Source organism: Rhizobium sp. BK619 (genome assembly GCF_014195245.1).
Lineage (GTDB): Bacteria > Pseudomonadota > Alphaproteobacteria > Rhizobiales > Rhizobiaceae > Rhizobium > Rhizobium acidisoli.
Window position 1 is genome coordinate 56,866 of the sequence record NZ_JACIBH010000017.1, and the last position, 25,727, is coordinate 82,592.

Sequence of the window (25,727 nt, forward strand, 5' to 3'; positions counted from 1 at the left end):
AGATTTCCGCAAACCGAACAGGGTCCATTGTTTAGTTAATACTAAATTATTGAATCTGGTGCGAGATTTTGCATCAACCGGCAAGCCGGTCGTCCCAGCTATCTTCGAGGAGACCCGCATGAAACGCCCGAGCATCAAGCAAGCCCTGATCGTGAAGCTGTCGATCATCAGCCTTTTCATGGTTTGTCTCTCCTATATCTCACTGAGCACGATTTCTACGCTTCGTGCCAATACCGAGCAGATCGGGACCTTCTGGATGCACCGGCTTGTGACCGCGCGCGAGATCAAGGATAACTTCCTCGATCTGAAACTGGTCTACGCTCAGTATCTCCTGGAGGATACGGCGGAGGAACGGAAGGCCGGACAACAGAAAATCGATACGGCTCGGGCCGCGGTTGAGAAAGTTGTTGCAGAATACGAAAAAGGTATCCGCACCGAACGCGGGCGCGAACTGATCAATCAGATCAAGCCTGAACTGGACAAGTATCGCGCGTTGGCAGAGCAGATGATTGCGCTACAAAATAGTGACAAAGCATCCGACGCGGCTCGCCTCTTCAAGGAAAATATGGAACCGCAATCCGCGCTGGTGGATAAGGGCGTCGGCGATCTGGTTGCCTTCATTCTCGGTCAGGCCGAAGGCTTTGTTGCCGCGAGCGACGGTTCCGCGACGTCCGCTTTCATATTGACGGCCGCAATCGCAGCGCTGGCCGTGCTCATCGCGATGGCCGGCATCGCATTTGCAGTATTCGGCATCGCCAACCCGATCCGAAGCATCGCATCGGCCATGAGGCGTTTGTCGGACGGTGACCTTGATAGCGACATACCCGGTGCCGGCCGCGCCGACGAGGTTGGGGAAATGGCCGGTGCTGTCGAAGTCTTCCGCCAGAATGCCCTTAATGTCGTCAGGCTTGAGAAGGAGGCGGCCGCCTCCCGCAGCGAGAGCGAAGCAGTGCGCGCGGCAGCCCAGCAACGCGCCGAACGCGAAGCGGAACAGTTGCGCTTTGCAACCACGACATTGGGCGGAGGCCTCCGGAGGCTTGCAGCCGGCGACATATCCTTTCAGCTTTCGGAGCAATTTGCAGCCGAATACGAAACCTTGCGCCAAGACTTCAACGCTTCACTCCGGCAATTGGGGGCGACGATCGGGGCAGTGCTGCAGACGGTCCACAGCATCGATAATGGCACCGGTGAGATTGCCTCTGCCGCACAGGACCTCTCCAAGCGTACCGAACAGCAAGCTGCCTCTCTCGAGGAAACCGCTGCGGCTTTGGACGAGATCACCTCGAATGTGACGATGGCGACCCAACGCACCGACGAGGCGCGCAAAGTGGCCCTGGAAGCCGATGTCAGCGCTCAGCGGTCGGCAACAGTCGTGTCGGAGGCGGAGCAGGCCATGCGACGCATCGAGGATAGTTCGGAGCAGATTTCGAACATCATCGGTGCAATCGATGAAATCGCCTTCCAGACGAACCTGCTGGCGCTGAACGCCGGCGTCGAAGCTGCCCGTGCGGGTGAGGCCGGCAAAGGTTTTGCAGTGGTCGCACAAGAAGTCCGCGAGCTTGCACAGCGCGCCGCGCAAGCAGCCAAGGAGATCAAAGGCTTTATTCAAAAGTCGTCAACCGACGTGAAAAATGGCGTGAAACTGGTTCTCGAAACCGGTACGTCGCTCAAGTCGATCGGCGAATACGTTGCGCAGATAAACCAACTGATGGACGCGATTGCCACATCGGCGCGACAGCAGTCGACTGGACTTGCCGAGATCAATACTGCCGTCAACCAAATGGACCAGGCGACCCAGCAAAATGCCGCGATGGTCGAGCAGTCGACGGCTGCTGCCGCTTCGCTGTCCTCCGAGGCAGGCCGCCTGAGGGATCTGGTCAATCAATTTCAATTGGACGGCGACAAAAGCACGGCGGGCGCGGAGCCCAACGGGCGGGCCTTCGAAGGCAACATGTCGATCCGATTGGTCGCTCCGAGGCGCGTGACGCAACGATGAGGCGCGCCTGAGATTGACCATGCAGTGGAGGAGCCCGGAAAAGCAATCGGGTGGGTTCATACTGGATGCAGGTCATGCCGCGTTCACGCGCAGCTGATCTGCAGCGGAGAGGAATCTACCAGCGCAGCAGGCGAGGGCCGGTGGCGGCGCCGAGCGCGCCGGTAAGCAAAATGCCGAGGGAATACCAGATCAGCACGAAGGGCATGCCGTTCTCGGTGCAGAACCACGAATAGACCCAGGCGCCCGCGGCGCCTGCGGCAACGCCGGCGACGAAGCCCGTCAGCCGCAGATCCGTTGGTGCCGCCTGGCGCAGTGCCCAGACGGAGCCGGCATAAACGGGTAAGGCAAAGCCGAGGATCAGCAGCGGGCAATGGAGTGCCGAGGAGCCGAGGATCAGCACCGGGTAAGTCTCGGTTGGAGCCATGATCAGCTGGATGGCTGCGACGGCGGCCATGGCGGCGAAGATTAAGGCAAGCACATCGAAAAAACGGCCCTCGGTACCGTCGGGGCGGGAAAGCCGATAGACGGCGAGGAGCGCCACGACTGCAATCAGCGCATTATAGGCCGATTTGATCCAGAAGACCGGCAGCATCAGCACATCAGGCATGTCGACCCGCGGACCGAGAATGGCCAGCATCAACAGCAGGGAGAGCCCGAGCGCCGGCACTATGCCGAGCGCGAACCGGCGCCGCAGCATATCGCGCGGCACCGGCTTCAGGTCACCTGCCAGGCGTTCGATAATGTCGTCCGTTTTTGTCACGATGCGCCTCGCAATCTCTCTGCGAGCGCCTTTAGCGCCCGGTGGATGCCGACCTTCACCGCCGATTCAGACTGACCGGTGCGGCTTGCGGTGTCCGCGACCGACTGGCCCTCCAATTTCACCTGCCGGATCAGCTCACGCTGTCTCGGTAACAGCCCGTTGAGCAGTCGCTCGACATCCATGCGGGCCGTCAGCGCATCCTCGCTGAAGTCGCTTTCAACCTCCTCGCCAAGCTCGGTCTCGGCGAGCCTGCGTCCGCCGCGGCCGCGATGATGATCGATCAGCTTGTAGCGGGCGATCGAGAAGAACCAGGCCGTGAATGGTCTTTTCCGGTCATAGGTGGATCGGCGCGAATGCAGTGCCAGCAATGTCTCCTGAACCAGGTCTTCCATATCCGCTTTCGTCGCCGCCGCCATCCTGCGGCTGAAATAACCGACAAGCAGCAGGCGCAAAGCCGCCAGCAAACGCCGATAGGCCGCCTCGTCCCCGTCAAGGGAGAGAAGCATCAATGCTTTCAGGGCTTCTTCCGAATGGGCGGTTGTCATGCTGTCAGAGGGTTCATTCGCTGGAAGCTGCCGATCGGTTACAGGGAGGATCAAAAACAATGTCGGTATCACAGCTCTATCACAAGCGCGTGAGGCTGTAACGCATCCCGGCGCTCCCCCGAATAGCCAAATGTGAGCCATCGGCAATCCGCCGGCGGACACGAAATCCATTTTCAGGAGAGTTCCATGACCAAGCTTTTTTCCAGCCTTGCCGCCTGCACCTTCATCGTCGGCCTTTCGCTCGCCGGCGCCGCCTCTGCTGAGGACGCCATGAAGTCCGATACGATGAAGAAGGACAATATGAAGACGAGCACGATGTCGAAGGATGCCATGAAGATGTCAGGCACCAAGACGGACTGCATGCACAAGGCCGGCATGGAAAAGGACGCGATGAAAAAGACCGACATGATGAAGGCCTGCGACGCGATGAAGTAGGCGTTCGCGTCTGCGCGGCCGCTGAAACTTTATCAGCAGCGGTCGCGTCTTCTGCTCTTGAAAGGCCCCTTCATCCGGAGAACAATCATGGCGACGATCGATGCCGGCACGAAAACCGGCCGCATGCTCATCTACCGCCACAGCCTTGCCGTTCGCCTGTCGCATTGGGTGAACGTATTGTGCCTTACCGTGCTGCTGTTCAGCGGCCTGCAGATATTCAACGCCCATCCGGCGCTCTATTGGGGCCAATATGGCGCCGATAAAGATCCTTCGTTCATCTCCCTGGAAGCTGCCGAAGACGGCGACCAGGCGAAAGGATTGACGCATGTCGGTTCATTCACCTTCGATACGACGGGCTTCCTCGGTCTTTCGAATGTCGACGGCGAGGCGACAGCAAGAGGTTTTCCAAGCTGGCTCACGCTTCCGAGCTATCAGGATCTTTCGACCGGCCGGCGCTGGCATTTCTTCTTCGCCTGGCTCTTTGTGCTCAACGGCCTCGTCTATCTCCTCTATGGGATGATCAGCCGGCATTTCCGCCGGGATCTCGCCCCTGAGGGCAAGGAGCTGACCCTTGCCCATCTCGGCCATGAGGTCGCCAACCATGCTCGTCTGCGTTTTCCGAAGGGCGCCGAGGCCCGCCACTATAACACGCTGCAAAAGCTGACCTATCTCGCGGTGATTTTTCTGCTGCTGCCGTTGATGGTGGCGACGGGGCTGACCATGTCGCCGGGCTTCAATGCCGTTGCGCCCTGGCTACTCGATGTTTTCGGCGGGCGGCAATCGGCCCGCACCCTGCATTTCCTCACGGCCTTTTCGCTCGTTGCCTTCGTCGTGGTGCATGTCGCCATGGTGATCCTGTCGGGTGTCATCAACAATCTGCGTTCGATGATCACCGGCTACTACGCCATCGAACAGGGAGACGAACAATGAGCCGCCTGATCACCCGCCGCCGCTTCCTGATCGGCTCGACGCTGACCGCCTCCGCGTTGGGATTGAGCGGCTGCGACGCATTGGTCGAAAGCGACCGGACGAAGTCGGTCCTGAAGATCGCCGAGGGCTTCAGCATGAAGACGCAGCGCTTCCTGCTCGGCGACAAGGCGCTGGCCCGCGAGTTCAGCGAGGCCGATCTGTCACCGATCTTCCGCTCGAACGGCACCAGCATGCCTGACAACCCGCAATATTTGGACTGGATGAGCCGACAGTTCTCGACCTGGAACCTTGATGTCGGCGGACTGGTGGATAAGCCGGCGCAGTTCTCGCTGGCGCAGCTGAAGGCGATGCCGTCGCGCACCCAGATCACTCGGCATGACTGCGTCGAAGGCTGGAGCGCGATCGGCAAATGGACCGGCCTGCCGCTCGGCGCCCTGCTGCAATCGGTCGGGCTGAAGCCCGAGGCGCGTTATATCGTGTTCCACTGCGCCGACGAATACGAAAAGACGCTGGATGGCAGCGGCTGGTACTATGAGAGTATCGATCTGGTCGATGCCTTTCATCCGCAGACGATTCTTGCCTATTCGATGAACGGACGCGACCTGGAAGTGGCGCATGGAGCGCCGCTGAGGCTGAGGGTTGAGCGGCAGCTCGGTTACAAACAGGCGAAATATCTGACCCGTATCGAAGCGGTCGCCGATCTCGGCCGGCTCTATGGCGGCAGCGGCGGCTTCTGGGAAGATCGCGGCTATGAATGGTACGCCGGGATATAAGCCGCGGTCAGGCCGTGGTGCGCACGCCGCCGAATCCATGTTTCGACCCATCGATGGTCACGTCAGGACCGATGGCTTAGTCTCTCCTGTTTAAGTTTTATGCGGCGGATTGACGCACAACCCCGGCGATGATACCCATATGCTAATTGGTCAGGCCAGTTGACCAGATGCGTGCTCGAGGAGAAGCCGCCGGGGAGGCCACGATGTTTTCGCCTGTTGAATCACGCCGCCTCTACAGGCAGGTGGCGGACCAGATCCGTTTTATGATCGCGCGCGGCGAGCTTGCCGTCGGCCAGCGGTTGCCGGCAGAGCGCGATCTCGCTGAGCAACTGTCGGTATCGCGCCCGACTGTGCGCGAAGCGCTGATCGTCCTGGAGGTCGAAGGCCTCGTCAACATTCGCATGGGATCCGGCATCTACGTGGTGCGCCAGCATGCCGCGACTGCGGCGGGGAGCGAGCGCGAGCCGGTGGAGGGGCCTTTCGAGCTGCTGAAGGCGCGCGCTATCATCGAGTGCGCCATTGCCGAAGAAGCGGCAGGCTGCGCCGGGCCGGAAGGCATCGCGCTGCTCGATGAAGCGCTGACGCGCATGAGCGGCGGCGTCAACGATGCGAGCACGGTGCTTGCCGCCGATCGCGCCTTCCACACCGGCATTGCCGCCATCGTCGGCAATGCGACACTGATCCGGGTGACGGGCGAGATGTTCGACATGCGCATGACCCCTTATTTTGCCAAGCTCGCCAGTCACTTCGAGGGGCCGGGCACATGGCGCAGCGCCGTCGACGAGCATCGGGCCATTCGCGATGCGATCGCCGCCGGCGATGGGGCAGGCGCCAAGGCGGCCATGCGCGCTCATCTCACCCTATCGCAGAAGAGGTTTTCCGAGAGCTTCGGGGAGGAGTTTTCGGGAGAGGAGGAGCGCGGCCGCAAAAAGGGGCCGGCGAAAGGAACCGACAAGATTTAACCCAAGCTCGGGAGGAGAGAGCGATGAAGAGCAGACTGGCAACGATACTTTGCACCGCAGCCGCGATGCTGGCGACGACGGCGGTCGCACATGCCCAAACGGTATTGAAATGGGCACATGTCTATGAAACCTCCGAGCCCTTCCACACGGATTCCGTCTGGGCCGCGGAAGAGATCGCCAAGCGCACCGACGGGCGTTACAAGATCGAGGTTTATCCGGCCTCGCAGCTCGGCAAGGAAGCCGACATCAATCAGGGTCTCAAGCTCGGCACGGTCGACATCATCATCTCGGGATCGAGTTTTGCCGCACGCGACTACAAGCCGATCGGCGTCACTTACTTCCCCTATATCTTCCGCAGCCCCGATCACCTGATCGCCTACACCAAGAGCGATGTCTTCAAGCGCCTCGCTAAAGGCTATGAAGACAAGACCGGCAATCACATCGCCGCCGTCAGCTATTACGGCACGCGTCATACGACATCGAACAAGCCGATCGCCAAATGCGCCGACATGCAGGGCCTGAAGATCCGCGTGCCCGACGTTCCGGCCTATCTCGCCATGCCGCGCGCCTGCGGCGCCAACACCACCCCGATCGCCTTTGCCGAAGTCTATCTCGCTCTGCAGAACGGCACTGTCGAGGCGCAGGAAAATCCGCTGACGACGATCGAGGCGAAGAAGTTCTACGAAGTCCAGAAGAACATCATCCTGACCGGCCACATCGTCGACCACCTCAACACGGTGATCTCGAAGCAGCTGTGGGCGAAGCTCTCCGACGAGGACAAGAAGATCTTCGGCGAGGTCATGCAGCAGGCGGCCGAGCGCACGACCAAGACGATCGCCGGCAAGGAAAACAGCCTCGTCGCGACCTTCAAGGAAAAGGGTCTCAATGTCACCGAGGTCGACAAATCAGACTTCGAAAAGAACGTAATGGAAAAGGTCAAATTCGAGGATTTCGGCTACGAGAAGGCCGATTGGGAAGCCATCCGGGCGATCCAATAAGGGCTCGTCAACAATAGATGCTCCTCACCCTAACCCTCTCCCCGCTCGCGGGGAGAGGGGACGTGCCAAACGCTGCGTTGAGGTTCAGCGAAGCCGGTGCGGCATATCCCTTCTCCCCGCATGCGGGGAGAAGGTGGCGGCAGCCGGATGAGGGGCCGTACCTCCCAGCAAAGAACAAGGCTCGTCAACAGATCAAAGGTCGCGCCGCCAGCGCCGCGCACTCCTTCCCCAACCGGAACAAGGCCGATCATGTCGCAAGAAATTCATACGCCAATCACGGCCGAGGAAATCGGTCACGAGTTCGAGGGCCATGCGCCGACAGCGAACATGTCGGACTACGCCATCGAAGACTGGATCACGCTGATCGTCTTCTGGCTGATGGCGGGCTGCGTCTTCCTGCAGTTTTTCACGCGCTATGTGCTGAACGACAGCTATGCATGGACCGAGGAGATCGCCATCAACTGCCTGATCGGCGTTGTTTTCCTGGGCGCCGTCATGTGCGTGCGCACCTCGCGGCATATCCAGGTGGATGTGTTCTATCACTATATGCCGGCAGGGCTGGCGCGTGTGCTCGCCACTTTCGTCGATATCGTCCGCATCGGCTTCTTCGCCTATGGCTGTCACCTGATGTGGCGCTATGTCGATATCGTCGCCGACGAGCAGATGGTCACCGTCGAGCTGCCACGCAACATCGTCTTCTACTCCGTGCTCGCCGCTTTCGTGTTGATGCTGATCCGCGCGGTCATCGTCTTCATCGCCAATATGCGCCGCGGCTACTCCGTTCTGGAGCGCCCCGAAGAATTCCAGACTGTCGAGGGTTGATCCGATGCTGCTGCTGCTTGGTTCGTTTCTGGTGCTGATGCTCGTCGGCGTGCCCGTCGCCATCTCGATGGCCGTCGCATCCGTGCTTTATATCGTGCTTTACGGCATCGCGCCCGACATCATCGTCGCCCAGCGCATGATCGCCGGCGTCGAAAGCTTCCCGCTGCTCGCCGTGCCGTTCTTCATCCTGGCGGGCAATCTGATGAACTCGGCCGGCGTCACCGGCCGCATCTATTCCTTTGCGGTCGCCCTCGTCGGCTGGATGAAGGGCGGATTGGCGCAGGTGAATATCATCGGCTCCGTCATCTTCTCCGGCATGTCCGGCACCGCACTTGCCGATGCCGCCGGCATCGGCACGATCGAGATCAAGGCGATGAAGGATCACGGCTATCCCGTCGAGGCGGCTGTCGGCGTCACGGCGGCCTCGGCCACGCTCGGGCCGATCTTCCCGCCGTCGCTGCCCTTCGTGATCTACGGCATGATGGCGAATGTTTCGATCGGCGCGCTTTTCATGGCCGGCATCCTGCCCGGCGTGGTCATGACGCTGCTGATGATGATCACCGTCGCCGCCTTCGCCTACAAGAAGCGCTGGGGCTCCGACGCGCCCTTCGATATCAGGCAGCTGCTGTCGGCCGGCATGGAAATCGTCGTTGTCCTGATGGTGCCTGTGGCGATCTATCTGATGATGCAGGCCGGCCTATCGATGAACGCCGCGGCCGGCATCGCCCTTCTCTTGCTTCTGGCGCTCGACTGGTATTTCGGCTTTTCCGCCGTCATGGCGCTGATGACCCCAGTCATCCTGATCGGCGGCATGACGATGGGCTGGTTCACGCCGACGGAGGCCGCCGTCGCCGCCGTGCTCTGGTCGCTGTTCCTCGGCCTGGTGCGCTACCGCACCATGACGTTCTCGACGCTCGCCAAGGCAAGTTTCGACACGATCGAGACGACGGCATCGGTTCTCTTCATCGTCACCGCCGCCTCGGTCTTCGCATGGCTGCTGACGGTCAGCCAGGCCGCCCAGCTGCTGTCGGATGCGATCCTGTCGATCACCGACAATAAATGGGTATTCCTGATCCTGGTGAACCTGCTGATGCTCTTCGTCGGCTGCTTCCTGGATACGATCGCGGCGATCACCATCCTCGTGCCGATCCTGCTGCCGATCGTCGCCAAATTCGGCATCGATCCGGTTCAGTTCGGCCTGATCATGACGCTGAACCTGATGATCGGACTGTTGCATCCGCCGCTCGGCATGGTGCTTTTCGTGCTGTCGAGGGTCGCGAAACTGTCGGTCGAACGCACCACCATGGCGATCCTGCCCTGGCTGGTGCCGCTCTTCCTGGCGCTGATCCTGATCACCTTCATCCCCGCCGTATCGCTCTGGCTGCCGCAGCAGCTCGGGCTGCTGCGATAGGAGCATATGATGCTGACACGTCTGGCACGGCTTTACCAAAAGGGCGATCTCAGGATCGAAACCGACACCGTTCCGGCCCCCGGTCCAGGCGAGGTGTTGCTCAAAATGGCAGCCGCCGGCATTTGCGGCTCCGACCTGCATTATTACCAGGACGGCGGCTTCGGGCCAGTCAGGGTGCGTGAGCCGATCATCCCGGGCCACGAGGCCTCGGGAACGGTAAGCCAGCCAGGCGAGGGCGTCGACCTCAAGGCCGGCGTGCTGGTGGCGGTCAATCCCAGCCAGCCCTGCGGACATTGCGAATATTGTGAGAAGGGCTTGCCGATCCACTGCCTGGAGATGCGTTTCATGGGCAGCGCAATGCGCCTGCCGCATGAGCAGGGGATGTTCCGGGAATGGCTGGTGGTACCGGCCAAACAATGCTTCGAAGTGGGAGCCGCGACGACTCCGGCAGAAGCGGCCTGCAGCGAGCCCTTGTCCGTCTGCCTGCACGCCGCATCACGTGCCGGAGAGATACCGGGCAAACGCGTCCTCATCACCGGCGCCGGCCCGATCGGCGCGCTGATGGTTGCTGTTGCTGCCTATCACGGTGCCACCGAGATCGTGGTGACCGATCTTGCGGACGCGGCGCTGGAGAGGGCGAAGGCGATGGGCGCCAGCCGCGCGATCAATGTTTCCCGGGATGCCGAAGCACTTGCCGCATTCGAGGCGGGCAAAGGCTATTTCGATCTCGTCTTCGAATGCTCGGCGGCCGCTCCGGCCATCCGCAGCGCGATCGCGGCCATCCGGCCGCGCGGCACGATCGTCCAGGTCGGCGTCACCGGTGAGATCCCGATCCCGCTCAACGCCATTGTCGGCAAGGAGCTCCATATCCACGGCACGCAGCGCTTCCACGAGGAGTTCGCCACCGCCGTCGCGCTGATCTCCAGCCGCAAGATCGATGTCCGACCGATCATCAGTCACAGCCTGCCGCTGGAAGAGGCGAACGCGGCCTTCGCGCTAGCCGGCGACCGCACAGCCGCCTGTAAGGTGCAGCTTACGTTTTAGCGTAGAGCTCGGCTCCGCCTCACTCCGTCCCGGCCTGCCATTCGCGATAGGCGAGATGGATCTTCGCACCGATCGTCGTCAGCGGCTGCGGCGGCAGCAAAACCGGCGCCGCCAGGCGGCTGTACACACGGCCGAGTTCGGAGTTGTGCCCCAGCACGCGTTCGGCCGCGGCGATGCCGGCGGCAGTCGAATTCGACGCCCCCAAACCGTTGCAGCCGCAAGCGGCGAAGACACCGCGTTCGATCTCTCCGAAGGCCGGCACATGGTTGTGCGTCAGCGCCATTGCGCCGCCCCAGCGATACTGCATGCCGACGCCGGCAAGACCGGGGAAACGATGGGCGAATTTGCCGTCATGCAGGCGGCCGGCGCTGCGGATATCGGCATCGCCGATCTCGATGCTCGGATTGTAGCTATAGCGTGAACGCACCAGGATGCGGTCACCGCCGTCGGTGTTGATGCGCCGCACCGTCGTTCCCATCGGCAGCGCCGGGGTTGCCGCCCATTTTCTTTCACCGCCGAGCCTTGCCGGATCGAACTCCTCCGTCATCGATGCGTAAGTGAAGACATGGAGGAGGCGCCTGCGGAAGAAGCCGAAGCTTTCCGCATGGCCGTTATTGGCCATGATGATCTTGCCCGCCCGCACCGAACCCTTCGGCGTCTTCACCAGCCAGCCGTCGCCGGAGCGCTCGAAGGAGAGGGCCGGCGTCTGCTCGAACAGCCGCACCGGCTCCTTCAGACAGTCGGCCACCCCTCTGACATAGGCGGCAGGCTGGATGATGACGGTGCCCGGCGAGAACAGGCCGGAGGTAAAGGCCTTCGATCCGGTCACTGCCTCGATCTCTTGCCCCTTGAGCAGGCGATGCGCTTCCCCCATCTTCGCAAGCTGCTGGGAATAGGCTTCCAGATGCTTGTCGCCTTCGGCGCTCATCGCGATGCTGTAACGGCCGCAAGGGTCGAACAGCTCCTTTCCCCAGCCGTTCTCCGCGGCGAGTTCGGTCGCGAGCGCAATGGCCGAGCGCTGCAGGAGCACGGAGTCGTGGAACTTGCCCTCCGACTCGCCGCTGAAATCGTCCGAGGAAACCTCGTGGGGCAAATCGATAATGAAGCCCGAATTGGCGCCGGCCGGACCTTCACCGATAATGCCCGCTTCGAGAACGGCGACCCGGACGGATGGATCAAGACGCGAAAGGCGGTGGGCCGCCGACAGGCCGGCAAAGCCGCCGCCGATGATCGCGACATCGACGCTGATCGCCTCGCCCAATGCCGGGCGCGGCGTGCGCGGCGGAAGCGTCGCCACCCATCCCGACACGCCCGCGCGTTTGGGAAGCCTCGATGCGACGAAGACATTCTTTGCGGCCTGGCTCACGATCAGATCGCTTCCCGCTCCATGAGCGTTTCGAGGGAGTGCCGGAGGGCGGGAAGCTTTTCCGGGGCAAGGGCGCGCAGCGGCTTTCTCGGGGCACCCGCGCCATAGCCGACCAGCTCGGCGGCTGCGTAGACGGACTGCACGTAATCGCCCTCCCAGATCAGGCCCATGGCCGGCTCCAGGATTTTCCAGAGCTCGCGGACCTCGTCCCACTTGCGCTGAGCGGCTGCCTCGACGAGGGCAACGCAGGTTTTCGGCGCGAAGTTTGCCCCGCCCCAGATCAGGCCGTCGCATCCGGCATAGAGCGCATAGGGAACGAGCGGGTCGGCGCCGTTCATGACGAAGCGGCCGGTGCGGATGAGGGCTGCCTGTCTTCCCAGATCTCCGCTGCTGTCCTTGACGGCTGAAAAGCCCGGAATGTCGTTCAGCTTATCCAAGAGTTCCGGCGTGATCGCGACGCCGACTGCCTGGGGCACGTTATAGCCGATGACCGGAAGGCCAGCCTTGGCAACTTCGGTGTAGAAATCGAGAATGCCCTGGTCGTCGGTCGGGCCTTCGAAGAAGGGCGGAAGCACCATGACGCCTTCGGCGCCGGCGTCGCGGGCGCGGGCGGTCCGCTCCACGACGTCTTCCACCAGCAGTGCCGAGGTCTGGGCGATCACCTTGGCGCGGCCATTGACGATCTTCGCGCCACGGCGGACCAGTTCCTCCGATTCTTGCTTGGAGAGATAGACATGCATGCCGGTTCCCGAGCTGAACAGGAAGCTGCGGATGCCTGCGGCGAGATAGTGTTCGACATTGGTTTCAAGCCGTCCGTAATCGATGCGGCCGGCATCGTCGAACGGGGTGGTGATTGCGAGATTGAGTCCTGGAAAGGGAAAGGTCGTCATTGATAGAAATCCCGTTGCGTTAGGCCGAAGGTCGATCTGGATTGTCTTGGCTGCGTGTCTGATTGCCTGACCTAGAGGGTCGGCGTCTGCAGTCCCTCAGGAGCGGCGTACATCGCCATGTTCCGCCGGGAGAGTTCGATATGGAGCCGCGCCAGCTCCCCGGAGGCATCGGCGTCACGCCGCTCGATGACCTCGATCATCTCGTCGTGCTGATCCGACGCCAACTCGAGTTCTTCCTGCATGCGCGGCGTGTTCGGGTGCTGGTAGAAGATCTTGCCGATCCTTGCGTGGTCGATCTGCAGGCGGCGCAGGCTTGGAACCACGTAGACATTATGGGCCATCTCGCCGATCTGGCGGTGGAACTGATCATTGTGGAATACCCGGCCCTCGACGTCGCAATCATCGACCGCCTTCCGGAAGGCGCGCTGGATCTCCTTGAGAATTTCCAGCTCCGCTTTCGTCCGGTTCTCGGCCGCGAGCTTGTTGGCGGTAATGTAGATCATTGGCGCGAGCAGGAAGAAATCGCGCAGCGAGTTGTAACTCATGGAGCTGACACGGGCGGCGCGGTTCGTCTCAAGCTCGATATAGCCCTCGCCGGCCATCTGCCGCATCAACTCGCGCACCGGCGGACGCGAAAGCCCGAATTCCTCGCTCAAGGCCACTTCATCGAGCACCGCACCTGGAGGCAGCTGCATCGTCAGGATGCGCCTGCGCAGTGCGAGCTCGAGGCTGGACTTGCGGTCCGGAATGGCGACTTCGGCATTCATATCTCAGCCTGCCTCATAATTTCTTTAGAAGACATTATGTAGACATACGGTTGCCGTCAAGTCTTCATTGCTCAGGCGGATCCTCGGACGCCTGCAAATCGAGGCTTGCTCACGTCAAAGTGCGACACGCACGGAAACAAAAGCGGGCTTGGCTTGTTACCGCTTCACCCGCGCAGGCATTTCCCGGCCGGGCGTGCACCCGCATGGGAGCAGGATATGGATACAGCAACGCAGTGGGCCCTTCTTCTCGGCGCTTTGACGCTGGCGAGTTGGATCGCGGGCGGTCTGACGGCCGTCTTCGGAATCGTCGAGCCCGGTCATCGGCAAAAGGCAGCAGGATATCTGAGCTTCGGGTTCAACGCGGCCGGCCTCGTCTCTGCCGTCGCCATGGTTGCGATCCTGGTGATCCGATGACGTCGATCAGCCAGGTGACATCCGTTCTAACGCCGGGCGGCGATCTGCTCGGTGGCGGAAGGTGCGGCCTGGTGCGGCCGGCGAAAGACGCAGACCTGGTTGCGGCCGGCTTCCTTGGCGCGGTAGAGAGCCATGTCGGCCTCGTGCTGGAGATTGGCCAGTGAAATGTCCGTGTCGAGCGCCGATTTCAGGGCGACCCCGACGCTCAGCGTCACCGAGGGGCCAACGCCAGAGGAAGGATTGGGAAGGGCGGCGGCTTCCACGCTCTCGCGTATACGCGTTGCCACCGCGATGGCTTCGTCTTCGTCGACATCCGGAAGCACGATCAAGAATTCCTCGCCGCCATGGCGCGAGACGAGGTCGCGATCGGCGCGCACGCAGCTCTGGATAATGCCGGCAACCTTGACGAGGCAGCGGTCGCCTTCTCCATGACCGAGCTTGTCGTTCAGCGCCTTGAAGTGATCGATGTCGCACATGAGCATGGCTGCGACGACGCCGGTTTCACGGTCGTTGCGCCACAGACCCTCGAGGGTTTCCATCATCCAGCGGCGGTTCGCGATCCCCGTCAGCGGATCGGTTCTGGCCAGCCGCTCCAGCCGGGCGTTTGCATCGGCCAGTTCCGCAACCCGGCGCTGGTCCCTGCAGTCCAGCAGAAATGTCTTCTGCGCCAGGATGTTCATCGTGCGCCGGGCAACCACGGTGGCGATGATCCCGCAGGAAAAGAACAAGGTCGCGGCGACGACGCTACCGGCGTCCAGGATCGGGTTGTGCCATTGAAGGATGAAATAGAGACAAAGGGCGTAACAGGCGATGGCAACCGTCCACGCTAAGGGCACGCTGAAGATGGTGATGGCGCTCGTTGCGACGAACAGCATGATGCTCAAATGCCGCTCGTAAAATTCGCCGCCGGCAAAGACGCCGACTAGTGCCACCGATAGAAGAATAAGGCACATTCCCGCAAGCAGCGATGCGCGCTGAACCGCCGCCGCGCGCGGCTTGCTCCAGACGAGCGCTGTCAAAATCGCTGCCGGCGGCAAAAGGCAGGCGGGAGCGACCATCGTCAGCACGACCTGTGGGGGAAGCAGGATGGCGTTCAGCGCCAGCGTCAGGATATCGACGAATGCCACCCATATCATCCAGGACCGGATGACCTTCGCGGTCTGCCGCCATGACTTTTCGTCATAGCGGCGGCGCAGATCCCCCGTCAGGCGGATATCGCGAGTTCGGCCCGACAAAAGACGTTCGACCTCGTCGGCCATCGCACCATTCAGCGGCCGCAGCGAGAAGGACCCGGCGGCAGAACCTTCGGAGGACGTGCTTTTGGCATCATTCATCCTTGGATTATGTAGCCGCGATCGAAGGCTCGGCAAGGCGCATGCCCGGACGTCCTGATTCGTATGTTGATATTTTGTAAATAAGATTCCCTGCGTGATCTGGGCCAGATCGTCCCGATCATGCTACGAACCCTCGTCCGAGAGGGAACAGGATGAGACTCAAGCTGGTTGCAGTTGCGGTCGCGGCGCTGGCGCCGGTGGTCGCGATGCTCGCATACAACGAAGTCGCGCTCCGCCATCAGCGCAACGAAGAGGTGCGCGCATCCGCGGCACAGGCCGCAAGGCAGGCATCGTCGGAAGTCGAACGGATTGTGGAGGGCCTGCACGCCCTTCTGGTGTCGGTGTCCGCCATGCCTTCTGTCCGGCACCTCGACGTCCAGGCGTGTAACGAGGCTCTCAAATCGGTTGCCGAAAGCATTCCCAACATCCGCACCATCTTCGTCGTCGGGCTCGACGGGCGGCCGGTCTGCGGCAGCATGGCTTTTCCGGACGGCGTGGTGTTCTCCGATCGCGATTACTTCAAGCAGACGCTTGAGACCAAAGACTTTTCCGTCGGCACCTATACGCAGAGCCGCCTTTCCGACCGCCCCGTCCTGCCGCTCGCCATGCCTTTGATGGAAGGCGAGAGCGTCAAGGCCCTCATCGTCAGCGGCATCAGGCTGGACTGGCTGCAGAACCGCATCACCGAGCGCGGCGTCGCCCCTGGTAACGCGGTGACGATCGCCGACGGCAAGGGAACCATCGTCGCGCGCGTTCCGCTTCCGGAACAGTTCGTCGGCACGGTCATACCCGACGAATACCAGCACCTGATCCACGCCGAACAGCCCGATGTGATCGAGGTGACGAGCCAGGACGGAACCGCGCGGATCCTCGGCTATCGACCCATAGCGCTGCCGTCCAGCCCCCTCTATGTCAGCGCCGGCTTCTCGAAACCGGAGGCTTTCGCGCCGATCAACCGGGCGACGCTGATGAATACGCTTGCCATTATCGGCGGGGCGCTTTTCGCCTTTCTTGCAGCGATCTTCATCGGCAACCGCTTCATCCTCGCGCCGATCTCCAGGATCGCAGAGGTGATGGAGAAGTGGCGCAACGGCCAGACGACGGCGCGCACCGGCATGACGGGCCCGGACGAACTGGATGTCGTCGGCGCCACCTTCGATCGGCTGCTTGACGAACTCGACGAGCGGAGGCGCCGGAACGAGCAGGCGGAGGAGGAGCGAACGCTGCTCGTCCGCGAAATGGCGCACCGGGTCAAGAATGGCTTCGCCCTCGTTCAGGCGATCGCCCGGCAGACCTTCTCGCGCTCCAATCCGGAAAGCTACAACGCCTTTGCCGAAAGGCTCGCCGCACTTGCCGGCACATATGATCTCATCCTGTCGCGGGAGGGGTCGGCCGCCCCCATCCGGGAGATTATTTCCGCCGCCTTGCGGGCGCACATCGCCTCGCAGGAACGCATTCGTCTCGATGGCCCCGACGTGGTTCTCCCGGCCGACATCGCCCTGCCGCTTTCCCTCGTGCTCCACGAGCTGGCGACCAATGCGACGAAGTACGGAAGCCTCGGAAGCGAGCAGGGGACCGTCGCCATCGCGTGGAAGCACGATGACGGCCGCGTCCTGCTTGTCTGGACGGAAGCCGGCGGGCCGCCGGTGTCGCCTCCGACGAAGAGAGGCTTCGGCTCCGTCCTGATAGAGCGGGCATTTTCCTCCAAGGCGCAGGCGCGTTCCAGATCGGACTACAGGCCCGAAGGGCTCGTCTTCGAAGTTGTCTTCTTAACTGGGGAACCTGCAGCGAAGACGGAAGGCGACGTCCCGATAGGGACATAGTGTCTTCGAGCAGATGTGCCCGCAAGCATGGGCGGCTTGAAGCCGGTCAGGACGCCCATGCGCCCGCCGGCACTCCGGCGTAGACATCCCTACCTTCCCGCTGCAGCGGGACGTTGCAAATCGATGCGGCTCGTCACCACGGATTTGCCTGACGTCGGATCCTGATCGACCGTCTGAAGCCGAAGCCTGTCCTGTCCGACTTTCTCGATCATCAACGTCGCGTTTCGGTCGCCATTGACTACGCGAGCCCAGGTCACGCGAAGATTGAGCGCGTCGCCCTGCCTGCTGCCGACCAGTTTGGAAGGCTGTCCCGATGGCCCGATGTAGTTGCCGGTGTATCGCTGTCCCAAGGCTTTGACATTGGCCGAGAAAGCTCTTGTGAAAACCGCAAGGCCGCGGCATTTCCCGTTCATCGAGACTGCGGATTCACTCGCATCTGATTTGAGGGTGCAGGAAACATTGAAGTTTGTGCCGCCGATCTTGGTGAGAACCATGCCGGTTCCGCGCCAATCGCCCGCCAGGGATCGCAAGAATCCTGACTCCGACGCCTTTGCTGTGTGAGGCAGGCAGGACAGCGAGAATATAGCAGCGATCAGAACAGCACGCATGATAGCCTCCCCGTTTAAGCGGCTCTACCAAACCGCTGAACGCTGCCGATTGTTCCTCAGAGGTTCAGGCCCTGGCATTGAGTGCCGCAGCCAACAATCCGCCGTTGACAAGCGATCCGCAAGGCTGCGGTGCTGAGAATTGATCGAGCCCCCTGCGGGCGGTTCACGACAATGTTTGCAGATGACCGCCAATGGCCTCTTGGCAAAGCAGATTTGCGCCCGGTTGTGCATTTCGACCAGCGCGGTGCAGCTCTATCTCGCCTCGGCGCGCCGCAAGCTGACCGTCGCCACGACGAGTGAAGCGGTCGCCAAGGCGACGGCGCTGGAATTGATATAAGTTTGGTGATCGCGTTTTAACGCCTGCCTCTGGTGCGCGTCGCCAGAACATTCCGGATCGAGAAGCTGGAATGAATACGGAGGACGCCCGGCAGGGTCGATAGTATTTCCTTGTGGATGCGCTCGAACTCGCCCGGGCTGGCGACCTCCACGCGCAGGAGATAGTCGGAACCGCCAGTCATCAGAAAACATTCCCGGATCTCGGGATGCCGGCGGACCGCCGCCTCGAAGCGATCGAGATGATCCTCCGTCTGTCGCTCGAGCGTGATGTTGATGATCACGGCGATCATTTCGTCCGCATTGCCGGTGTCCACCAGCGCCGTATAGCCGCGGATCACCCCTGACTTTTCCATGATCTTGATGCGCCTGAGGCAGGCGGATGGCGACAGGCCGATCTCGGCGGCGAGCTTGGCATTGCTCATGCGCGCGTCGAGGCGCAGCAGCCTCAGTATATTGCGATCGATCGAGTCGAGAGCGGGCATGATGGATTATTCCAAATTTTCGATGATTATGCGGATAATAGGCAAATCATGCAATAACCTGTTGCTGAATGATAGGCAATTTCGCGCATTGTTTCATAAACTTCTTGAGATCGAGAAGGGATGAACATGGATAGCGATATTTTGGTTTTCCGCACACGCACCACCACGACCGCGCAGGGCGCCACGGGCTATCTGACGATCGATCTTGCCGCGCTCGGTCGCAACTTCCGCAAGCTCGTATCGATACTGGCACCGGTCCGTGCGGGGGCGGTCGTCAAGGCCAACGCCTATGGCCTCGGCGCCGAGCGCGTCGCGGCAACCCTCTACGGCGAAGGCTGCCGGCATTTCTTCGTCGCCCAGTTCGTCGAGGCGGTCAGACTGCGGCCGACCCTTGCGCATGACGCCCAGATTTTTGTGCTGAACGGCTTGCAGCCGGGCAACGAGATCGCTTGCGCCGAGAGGGGCATCGTCCCGGTTCTCAACTCACTGGCCCAGTGGCGGCAATGGTCGGCGACGGCGCGCATGCTGAAGCGCTGCCTGCCTGCCGTGCTGCAATTCGACACCGGCATGTCGCGGCTCGGCTTTCCCGAGGAAGAACGCGCCGAACTGGCGGCAGCGCTTGGCGACGGCAGCAATGTCGAAATCCTGTTCATCATGAGCCATCTCGCTTCGGCCGACGACATGGAGAGCGACCAGAACGGCGAACAGTTGGCCGAGATGGCCCGCATCGCTGACGAATTCCCCGGCTTCGACATATCCTTCGCCAATTCCGGCGGGGTCTTCCTCGGTGACGCCTATCACGGCGTGCTCGCCCGCCCCGGCATCGCGCTTTACGGCGGCGCGCCCAACACCGGCGAGACAAACCCGATGGAGCCGGTCGTCAGCCTCGACGTCGCCGTCGTGCAGACCCGCACCCTGCTGGCAGGCGCCAAGGTCGGCTATGGCGGTGCGCATGTCACACAGCGGCAAATGCGTCTCGCCACTATCGCCGCCGGTTATGCCGACGGCCTGCCCAGATCGCTCGGCGACCGCGGCGCCGTCTATTGCAACGGCATCCGCCTGCCGATCGTCGGCCGCGTCTCGATGGACAGCGCGACCGTCGACATGTCGGCGCTGCCTGAAGGCGCCCTGACGTTGGGCAGTCTGGTCGAAGTGATCGGCCCGAAACAGACGCTCGAGGACATCGCTGGCGACGCAGGCACGATACCTTACGAAATCCTAACCGGTCTGGGCGATCGTTACGACAGGCAATATCGCTGAGAGCCGGCGGCTCCATCATTGGGAAAATCATGAAAGTCATTGTTCTGGGTGCCGGTATCGTCGGCGTCACATCCGCTTATCAGCTGGCCAAAGCAGGTCACGAGGTCACGGTCGTCGACCGGCAGAAAGGCCCGGCGCTGGAAACGAGCTTTGCCAATGCCGGCGAAGTCTCCTTCGGCTATTGCTCGCCGTGGGCAGCGCCCGGCATTCCAGCGAAAGCGATGAAGTGGCTGTTCATGAAACATGCGCCGCTCATCCTGCGCCCGAAGCTCGACCTGGCCATGCTCTCCTGGATGGCGAGGATGCTGTCGAACTGCACCTCCGAGCGTTATGCGATCAACAAGAGCCGCATGCTGCGTCTTGCCGATTACAGCCGCATCGCGCTGGCCGAGCTTCGCGCCGAGACCGGCATCGCCTATGACGAACGCATGCAGGGAACGCTGCAGCTGTTCCGCACCCAGCAGCAGCTCGAGGCCTCGGCCAAGGACGTCAAGGCGCTGGCGGCCGACGGTATTCCCTATGAGGTGCTGGACCGGGACGGCTGCATCCGCTTCGAGCCGGCATTGAAGCACGTGCGCGACAAGATCGTCGGCGGCCTGCTGACGCCGAAGGACGAAACCGGCGACTGCTTTAAATTCACCAATGCGCTGGCTGCCAGAGCCGAGGCGCTCGGCGTCCGCTTTGCCTATGACACGACGATCAAGGCGCTGGATGTCGAGGCCGGCCGAGTACGCGGCGTCATCACCGATCGCGATCGCGATGGCGACGGCGATCCCGATCGCGAGCGCGAACGGATGAGTGCGGACGCGGTGGTGGTGGCACTCGGCAGCTATTCGCCGCTGCTGCTCAAGCCCTTCGGCATCAAATTGCCGGTCTATCCGGTGAAGGGCTATTCGCTCACCATCCCGATCACCGATGCGTCGCGCGCCCCGGAATCGACCGTCATGGACGAAACCTTCAAGATCGCAATCACCCGGCTCGGTGACCGCATCCGCGTCGGCGGCATGGCCGAAATCTCCGGTTATACCAACGATCTCGGGTTCGCCCGCCGCAGCACGCTGGAACATTCGGTCACCGATCTCTTCCCCGGCGGCGACGTTTCCAAGGCGTCCTTCTGGTCCGGCCTGCGCCCGATGACGCCGGATGGCACGCCGGTCATCGGCCCGACGAAGATCAGCGGCCTCTTTCTCAACACCGGCCACGGCACGCTCGGCTGGACGATGAGCACCGGTTCGGCGCGGCTGATCAGCGATCTGGTCGGCGGTCGCGCGCCTGAAATCGACGCTCGGGATCTCGCCATCAATCGATATGGCTGAAACCCGTCAAACGGCGCAAAATGCAAAGAAATGATTGCGCCCATCGCTTATACCCAATGGGCTTTGTCTTCGAGGTCATGAATGTCCGGTCGTTCCCTTGTGCCCGTCAATGGCAGCTCCCTCCACGATCCGGCGAGGCAGAGCCCGCCGTTTTGGGAGACGGCGTTCAGCGGCACGGATCCGGACGCACTCTCGGAAATATTGTCGACGCCGAACTCTCCAATCAAGGCTGAGGCGAAAGCCGACGCACCCATCGCCTACCGCTGCAATTTCGTCGCGACGGAAGAGCTGGCCATTGCCGACTGCGCCTACGAAGGCACGATCGCGATCCGGCGGGAGGCGCCCAGCGGCAAGGTGATCATATTCCTGCCGATGGAGGGGGACGCTGTCTTCGATGCGGGCAAGGAGCATATCCATTCGGTTCCCGGCCGCGGCGCCATTCTCGGGGCGGGCCGCGTCTCGGGCGCCCGCCTGCTCGGCCCACGCCGTCATCTCGGCCTGTTCATCGATCAAGCGAGGATCAACAGGCACCTCACGCAGATGTTCGAGCGAACGATTATCGGCGACACGGATTTTCGTCCCTCTATCGATCTGAGGACGGGTTCAGGGCTCGTGTTGCAGCAACTCGCCGCGAACCTCCATTACGGGCTCAGCGGCGACGGGCCGCTGCTGCAGTCGCCGCTGGCTCTGAGCGCGCTCTGCGATGCGACGATCTATCTGCTTCTGGAGACCTGTCCCCATCGCTATTCGGAGGCGCTTGCGCTACCCGCTCCGGCCCCGGCTCCTCGCCATGTGAAATGGGCGATCGAATTCATGCAGGAATATATCGCCGAGCCGATCTCGCTCAACGACATCGCGACCGCAGCCAAGGTCAGCGTCCGCACTTTGCAACAGGGTTTCCGGCAGTTCAGAGATACGACGCCGATGGCCTACCTGCATGAACTCCGGATGCTTGCCGCCCATCGCGATCTGCTCGAATCCGGCACGCGACAGGCCGTCGCCGACATCGCGCTCAGATGGGGATTTACCCATCTGGGGCGATTTTCAGCCGAGTATCGGAAGCGTTTCGGTCAACTTCCGTCACAGGCCCTGAAGCGCTGATCGCCATGCTTGCAGCCGGGCGGTTGCGTCGGCGATTCAAATCGCCGACGAGGGGGCGCCGGATGCAGGTCTATGCCGCGCGCTTCAGCGCGTCAGCGATCGTGGAGACGATCGTGTCGATCTGGCTCTTCTCGATGATGAGCGGTGGCGAGAGCGCGATGATGTCGCCGGTGACGCGGATCAGCAGGCCCTTGTTGAAGCAGTCGACGAAGACGTCGTAGGCGCGGGTTCCCGGCGCGCCGTTGCGGGGCGCCAATTCGATCGCGCCGACCAGGCCGAGATTGCGGATGTCGACGACATTCGGCAGGCCTGTCAGCGAATGCAGGGCCTCCTGCCAGTGCTCGGCCAGAACGGCCGCGCGTGTCAGCAGTCCTTCTTCCTCGTAGATTTCGAGGGTTGCAAGCCCGGCGGCGCAGGCGACCGGATGGCCGGAATAGGTATAGCCATGGAAGAGTTCGATCGCATTTTCCGGGCCGACCATCAGGCCGTCATAGATCTTGCGGCTGGCAAAGACTGCGCCCATCGGGATCGCCCCGTTGGTGAGCCCCTTTGCCGTGGTGACGAGATCGGGCACGACGCCGAAATAATCGACCGCGAAAGGCGTGCCGAGGCGGCCGAAGCCGGTGATGACCTCGTCGAAGATCAGCAGGATGCCGTGTTTGTCGGCGGTTGCACGCAGCTTTTCCAGATAACCCTTCGGCGGCAGGACGACGCCCGCCGATCCCGACATCGGTTCGACGATGACGGCGGCAATGGTTTCGGCGCCGTGCAACTGCACCAGGCGCTCCAGATCGTCGGCCAGTTCCACGCCGTGGGCGGGAAGGCCCTTCGAAAAGGCATTGCGCTCGACGTCGAGCGTATGGCGCATATGGTCGGCCGGTATCTGCGGAAAGACCCGCCGGTTGTTGACGAGGCCGCCGACGGATATGCCGCCGAAGCCGACGCCGTGATAGCCCTTCTCGCGCCCGATGATGCGCGTGCGCGTGCCCTGGCCGATGGCACGCTGATAGGCGATGGCGATCTTCAGCGCCGTATCGACCGATTCCGAACCTGAGCCCGTGAAAAACACCCGGTCGAGCTTGCCGTCCGGGCCGCCCGGCGCGTTCGCGGCCAGCTTGGCGGCGAAGTCGAAGGCGATCGGATGGCCCATCTGGAAGGTCGGAGCATAGTCCATGGTCGAAAGCTGCCGCTCGACTGCCTGGGCGATCTTCTTGCGGCCATGGCCGGCATTGCAGCACCACAGGCCGGCGGTGCCGTCCAGCACCTGGTTTCCGCCGACGTCGGTATAATACATGCCCTCCGCTGCGGCCAGGAGGCGCGGCGTAGCCTTGAACTGCCGGTTCGCGGTGAACGGCATCCAGAAATTGTCGAGTACGGGCGCGTTCGTTTTGCTGATCTGGTCCATGCTGGCCTCCATTGGGATAGCGGGGAGAATGGCAATTTCTCCCTTTCAAACAAGTCCTTTTCTTCGGTGACGCAAGTCATTGAAATTGAATGAATGACCGGATATGTTTTTCGATATTCTGGACAACACAAACGGACCGCATCATGTCAGTCGACATCGGCAGCCGCCTTCGCCATCTGCGCATCGCCCATAAGCTTTCCCAGCGTGAACTTGCCAAGCGCACCGGCGTGCCCAATTCAACGATTTCGCTGATCGAATCGAATGCCTCCAACCCTTCGGTCGGGGCCTTGAAGCGGATTTTGGACGGTATCCCGATCGGTCTGGCGGAGTTCTTCGCCTTTGAGCCCGAGCGTCCGAGAAAGGCCTTCTATGCAGCCGAAGAACTGGTGGAGATCGGCAAGGGCGCCATCTCCTACAGGCAGGTCGGAGAAAACCTGTTCGGGCGCAGCCTGCAAATGCTCAAGGAATGTTACCAGCCGGGCGCCGACACCGGAAAGATTCCGCTTGTTCACGAGGGGGAGGAGGGCGGGATCGTGCTCTCGGGAAGGCTTGAGGTGACGGTCGACGACGAGCGGCGTATCCTCGGGCCGGGGGATGCCTATTATTTCGAAAGCCGGCGACCGCATCGCTTCCGCTGCGTCGGACCAGTGCCCTGCGAAGTCATCAGCGCCTGCACGCCGCCGACGTTCTAGAGCAGGTTGGCATCTATTCTGTATCGGATTTGATGCATTCGAGAATTGCCGTACGGCACACCACAGCCTCCCTTTGCGCCGGAGATTGTTGACGCCAGGCCTTGTCGGCGATCCGGAACTCGATGTCCTTGTAAAAATAGGTCTTTGCCTTCCGTTTGAGGCGGCTCCTGTCCAAAGCCTCCGCCGTCACGACGAGATATGCGGCAAGCCGTTTGAATTGCCAAGGCGGCGTATGCCGCTCCTTCTCAATCACCTCAAGATGGTAATAGGGATCGTGATCGGCGGGGTCGGGAACCTTGTAGATAGTGGCCCAACGAACGGTCCGTGGTGAGAGGGAGAGAATGACGGTGGAAACGGCCGGTGGTTTTGCCGCCTCGGCATGCGCCAGGATAGTTCCGCCGAGGAGGGCCGCGACGGCTGTAACGACGGCGCCGAGACCTGTTCGCATCCATGCCGATGCCATCCGCCTCAGCTCCTGCGGCCCTCGATGCGGGCAAGCACGCCGTCGAGGGCGGCGGTGAGTGCGGCAAGACCGCCCTGCTTGTCGAAGTCTGAAAGAACCTGCTCGTTCAGGCCGCCTTTGGTTGCGAATTCGCGGCTCAGCGCGCTGAACGGCTCGTTACCGGGGTTGTTGGCTTTCTGCGCCAGGCTTGCAAAGAGCGGGGCAATATAGGCTTGGCCCTTTGCCCTTTCGAGGCCGCTTTTTTCCAGCCAGCCGGTGATCGACTCCATGACGCCGAAATAGGTCGACATGACGGCGCTTGCGGCCGCGAGGAGATCGTACTCCTTCCGCGACTGACATTGCACAGCTGTTCCGAGCGTGTCGAACAGCGCCGCGATGGCGGCATTGGCGGGATAGATGGCGGTAACGCCTTGCCGCTGTGCGACGAAGGGCAGGGGGATGGCCTGAACGAGATCGATATCGGCGCCGATCCATTCGAGCAGGGCCTGGCGCTCCGTTGCCGCAACGAGGCTGACGACCGTCTGGCCGGTCCTGAACGACAGCGCCCGCACGACTTCCTCGGCGATCTGCGGCCTTATCGCCAGGAACACCATGTCGCTGCGATCGACGACGGTCTGGTTGTCCCCGGCAATCCTGACCGAGGCGAACTCCTCCGCCAATGTCGCGGCAATGTGGGCGCTTCGCGGAGAAACGTGAACCTCCGAGACATAGGCCGGTTCGGCCAGAAGCCCGCGAACCATCGCTTCGGTGATGGCGCCGGTGCCGACGAATCCGATGTTGTTGGTTTTCATATG

Annotated in this window: 26 protein-coding genes and 1 pseudogene; 16 read left to right on the forward strand and 11 right to left on the reverse strand. The window is 61.9% G+C overall.

Features of this window, described 5'->3' with window-relative positions; all coding sequences use genetic code 11:
- Nucleotides 1-118: 118 nt before the first annotated feature.
- A complete protein-coding gene (locus FHX14_RS28575) occupies nucleotides 119-1,996 on the forward strand; it encodes a HAMP domain-containing methyl-accepting chemotaxis protein (RefSeq protein ID WP_184380254.1) in 1,878 nt (625 codons plus the stop codon).
- A 115-nt stretch (nucleotides 1,997-2,111) separates the two neighbouring features.
- On the opposite strand, the gene FHX14_RS28580 is transcribed toward FHX14_RS28575, so the two are convergent.
- Nucleotides 2,112-2,756, reverse strand: a complete 645-nt coding sequence (locus FHX14_RS28580; RefSeq protein ID WP_184380256.1) for a DUF1109 domain-containing protein — start codon at nucleotides 2,754-2,756, stop codon at nucleotides 2,112-2,114.
- Nucleotides 2,753-3,301 carry a sigma-70 family RNA polymerase sigma factor gene (locus FHX14_RS28585; RefSeq protein ID WP_003592213.1) on the reverse strand — a complete coding sequence of 183 codons (549 nt, stop codon included), beginning with the start codon at nucleotides 3,299-3,301 and terminating at the stop codon, nucleotides 2,753-2,755. Before FHX14_RS28585 ends, FHX14_RS28580 begins: the two co-directional genes overlap by 4 nt.
- 186 nt (nucleotides 3,302-3,487) lie before the next feature.
- Here FHX14_RS28585 and FHX14_RS28590 point away from each other — a divergent pair, with 186 nt between their 5' ends.
- The 8 genes from FHX14_RS28590 to FHX14_RS28625 all read left to right on the forward strand — a co-directional run bounded on the left by FHX14_RS28590 (nucleotide 3,488) and on the right by FHX14_RS28625 (nucleotide 10,676).
- On the forward strand, nucleotides 3,488-3,736 hold the full coding sequence (locus FHX14_RS28590; RefSeq protein ID WP_003592215.1) for a pentapeptide MXKDX repeat protein: 249 nt from the start codon (nucleotides 3,488-3,490) through the stop codon (nucleotides 3,734-3,736).
- Nucleotides 3,737-3,823: 87 nt separating this feature from the next.
- Nucleotides 3,824-4,666, forward strand: a complete 843-nt coding sequence (locus FHX14_RS28595) for a cytochrome b/b6 domain-containing protein (protein ID WP_184380258.1) — start codon at nucleotides 3,824-3,826, stop codon at nucleotides 4,664-4,666.
- Nucleotides 4,663-5,439, forward strand: coding sequence for a molybdopterin-dependent oxidoreductase (locus FHX14_RS28600; RefSeq protein WP_184380260.1), 777 nt, complete (start codon nucleotides 4,663-4,665; stop codon nucleotides 5,437-5,439). The genes FHX14_RS28595 and FHX14_RS28600 overlap by 4 nt, the downstream gene beginning before the upstream one ends.
- 203 nt (nucleotides 5,440-5,642) lie before the next feature.
- On the forward strand, nucleotides 5,643-6,401 hold the full coding sequence (locus FHX14_RS28605; protein WP_184380262.1) for a FadR/GntR family transcriptional regulator: 759 nt from the start codon (nucleotides 5,643-5,645) through the stop codon (nucleotides 6,399-6,401).
- Between the two features lie 23 nt (nucleotides 6,402-6,424).
- Nucleotides 6,425-7,399, forward strand: a complete 975-nt coding sequence (locus FHX14_RS28610; protein WP_184380264.1) for a sialic acid TRAP transporter substrate-binding protein SiaP — start codon at nucleotides 6,425-6,427, stop codon at nucleotides 7,397-7,399.
- A 249-nt stretch (nucleotides 7,400-7,648) separates the two neighbouring features.
- Nucleotides 7,649-8,221 carry a TRAP transporter small permease gene (locus FHX14_RS28615; RefSeq protein WP_184380266.1) on the forward strand — a complete coding sequence of 191 codons (573 nt, stop codon included), beginning with the start codon at nucleotides 7,649-7,651 and terminating at the stop codon, nucleotides 8,219-8,221.
- Between the two features lie 4 nt (nucleotides 8,222-8,225).
- On the forward strand, nucleotides 8,226-9,632 hold the full coding sequence (locus FHX14_RS28620; protein ID WP_184380268.1) for a TRAP transporter large permease: 1,407 nt from the start codon (nucleotides 8,226-8,228) through the stop codon (nucleotides 9,630-9,632).
- Nucleotides 9,633-9,641: 9 nt separating this feature from the next.
- Entirely contained in the window at nucleotides 9,642-10,676 is a 1,035-nt protein-coding gene (locus FHX14_RS28625; RefSeq protein WP_184380270.1) for an L-idonate 5-dehydrogenase, read from the forward strand.
- Between the two features lie 19 nt (nucleotides 10,677-10,695).
- On the opposite strand, the gene FHX14_RS28630 is transcribed toward FHX14_RS28625, so the two are convergent.
- From FHX14_RS28630 to FHX14_RS28640, 3 genes are all read right to left on the reverse strand, one after another.
- On the reverse strand, nucleotides 10,696-12,042 hold the full coding sequence (locus tag FHX14_RS28630; RefSeq protein ID WP_184380272.1) for an FAD-binding oxidoreductase: 1,347 nt from the start codon (nucleotides 12,040-12,042) through the stop codon (nucleotides 10,696-10,698).
- Between the two features lie 2 nt (nucleotides 12,043-12,044).
- Nucleotides 12,045-12,932: a dihydrodipicolinate synthase family protein gene (locus FHX14_RS28635; RefSeq protein WP_184380274.1), complete on the reverse strand. Its 888-nt coding sequence runs from the start codon at nucleotides 12,930-12,932 to the stop codon at nucleotides 12,045-12,047.
- Between the two features lie 71 nt (nucleotides 12,933-13,003).
- The gene (locus tag FHX14_RS28640) at nucleotides 13,004-13,699 is read right to left on the reverse strand and encodes a GntR family transcriptional regulator (RefSeq protein WP_184380276.1); all 696 of its coding nucleotides are present in this window, start codon (nucleotides 13,697-13,699) and stop codon (nucleotides 13,004-13,006) included.
- A gap of 216 nt (nucleotides 13,700-13,915) precedes the next feature.
- Here FHX14_RS28640 and FHX14_RS28645 point away from each other — a divergent pair, with 216 nt between their 5' ends.
- On the forward strand, nucleotides 13,916-14,113 hold the full coding sequence (locus FHX14_RS28645; RefSeq protein WP_184380278.1) for a hypothetical protein: 198 nt from the start codon (nucleotides 13,916-13,918) through the stop codon (nucleotides 14,111-14,113).
- Between the two features lie 26 nt (nucleotides 14,114-14,139).
- Here the strand turns inward: FHX14_RS28645 and FHX14_RS28650 are convergent, their stop codons facing one another.
- Complete coding sequence (locus FHX14_RS28650) at nucleotides 14,140-15,447, reverse strand: GGDEF domain-containing protein (RefSeq protein WP_184380280.1); 1,308 nt, start codon at nucleotides 15,445-15,447, stop codon at nucleotides 14,140-14,142.
- Nucleotides 15,448-15,599: 152 nt separating this feature from the next.
- Between FHX14_RS28650 and FHX14_RS28655 the strand changes: the two genes are divergently transcribed.
- Nucleotides 15,600-17,270: an HWE histidine kinase domain-containing protein gene (locus FHX14_RS28655; protein WP_184380282.1), complete on the forward strand. Its 1,671-nt coding sequence runs from the start codon at nucleotides 15,600-15,602 to the stop codon at nucleotides 17,268-17,270.
- Nucleotides 17,271-17,359: 89 nt separating this feature from the next.
- Here FHX14_RS28655 and FHX14_RS28660 read toward each other — a convergent pair whose 3' ends face one another.
- Nucleotides 17,360-17,878, reverse strand: a complete 519-nt coding sequence (locus FHX14_RS28660; RefSeq protein WP_184380284.1) for a hypothetical protein — start codon at nucleotides 17,876-17,878, stop codon at nucleotides 17,360-17,362.
- Nucleotides 17,879-18,047: 169 nt separating this feature from the next.
- Here FHX14_RS28660 and FHX14_RS28665 point away from each other — a divergent pair.
- Nucleotides 18,048-18,215 (forward strand): annotated as a pseudogene (locus FHX14_RS28665) (helix-turn-helix domain-containing protein); the annotation flags it as partial.
- Nucleotides 18,216-18,231: 16 nt separating this feature from the next.
- Here FHX14_RS28665 and FHX14_RS28670 read toward each other — a convergent pair.
- Nucleotides 18,232-18,696, reverse strand: coding sequence for an Lrp/AsnC family transcriptional regulator (locus FHX14_RS28670; protein WP_003575601.1), 465 nt, complete (start codon nucleotides 18,694-18,696; stop codon nucleotides 18,232-18,234).
- Nucleotides 18,697-18,822: 126 nt separating this feature from the next.
- Here FHX14_RS28670 and alr point away from each other — a divergent pair, with 126 nt between their 5' ends.
- The 3 genes from alr to FHX14_RS28685 all read left to right on the forward strand — a co-directional run bounded on the left by alr (nucleotide 18,823) and on the right by FHX14_RS28685 (nucleotide 22,373).
- Entirely contained in the window at nucleotides 18,823-19,956 is a 1,134-nt protein-coding gene (gene alr / locus FHX14_RS28675) for an alanine racemase (protein ID WP_184380286.1), read from the forward strand.
- Nucleotides 19,957-19,985: 29 nt separating this feature from the next.
- Nucleotides 19,986-21,272: a D-amino acid dehydrogenase gene (locus FHX14_RS28680; RefSeq protein ID WP_184380288.1), complete on the forward strand. Its 1,287-nt coding sequence runs from the start codon at nucleotides 19,986-19,988 to the stop codon at nucleotides 21,270-21,272.
- Between the two features lie 81 nt (nucleotides 21,273-21,353).
- Nucleotides 21,354-22,373, forward strand: a complete 1,020-nt coding sequence (locus tag FHX14_RS28685; protein ID WP_184380290.1) for an AraC family transcriptional regulator — start codon at nucleotides 21,354-21,356, stop codon at nucleotides 22,371-22,373.
- 70 nt (nucleotides 22,374-22,443) lie between these two features.
- Here FHX14_RS28685 and FHX14_RS28690 read toward each other — a convergent pair whose 3' ends face one another.
- Entirely contained in the window at nucleotides 22,444-23,778 is a 1,335-nt protein-coding gene (locus FHX14_RS28690) for an aspartate aminotransferase family protein (protein WP_184380292.1), read from the reverse strand.
- A 143-nt stretch (nucleotides 23,779-23,921) separates the two neighbouring features.
- Here FHX14_RS28690 and FHX14_RS28695 point away from each other — a divergent pair, with 143 nt between their 5' ends.
- On the forward strand, nucleotides 23,922-24,470 hold the full coding sequence (locus FHX14_RS28695; protein WP_003592244.1) for a cupin domain-containing protein: 549 nt from the start codon (nucleotides 23,922-23,924) through the stop codon (nucleotides 24,468-24,470).
- A 13-nt stretch (nucleotides 24,471-24,483) separates the two neighbouring features.
- Here the strand turns inward: FHX14_RS28695 and FHX14_RS28700 are convergent, their stop codons facing one another.
- Together FHX14_RS28700 and FHX14_RS28705 are read right to left on the reverse strand one after the other, a co-directional pair.
- A complete protein-coding gene (locus FHX14_RS28700) occupies nucleotides 24,484-24,933 on the reverse strand; it encodes a DUF5086 family protein (RefSeq protein WP_184380294.1) in 450 nt (149 codons plus the stop codon).
- 5 nt (nucleotides 24,934-24,938) lie between these two features.
- Nucleotides 24,939-25,724 (reverse strand): pyrroline-5-carboxylate reductase, encoded by a 786-nt coding sequence (locus tag FHX14_RS28705; RefSeq protein ID WP_184380296.1) that lies wholly within the window; start codon nucleotides 25,722-25,724, stop codon nucleotides 24,939-24,941.
- Between the last annotated feature and the right edge of the window lie 3 nt (nucleotides 25,725-25,727).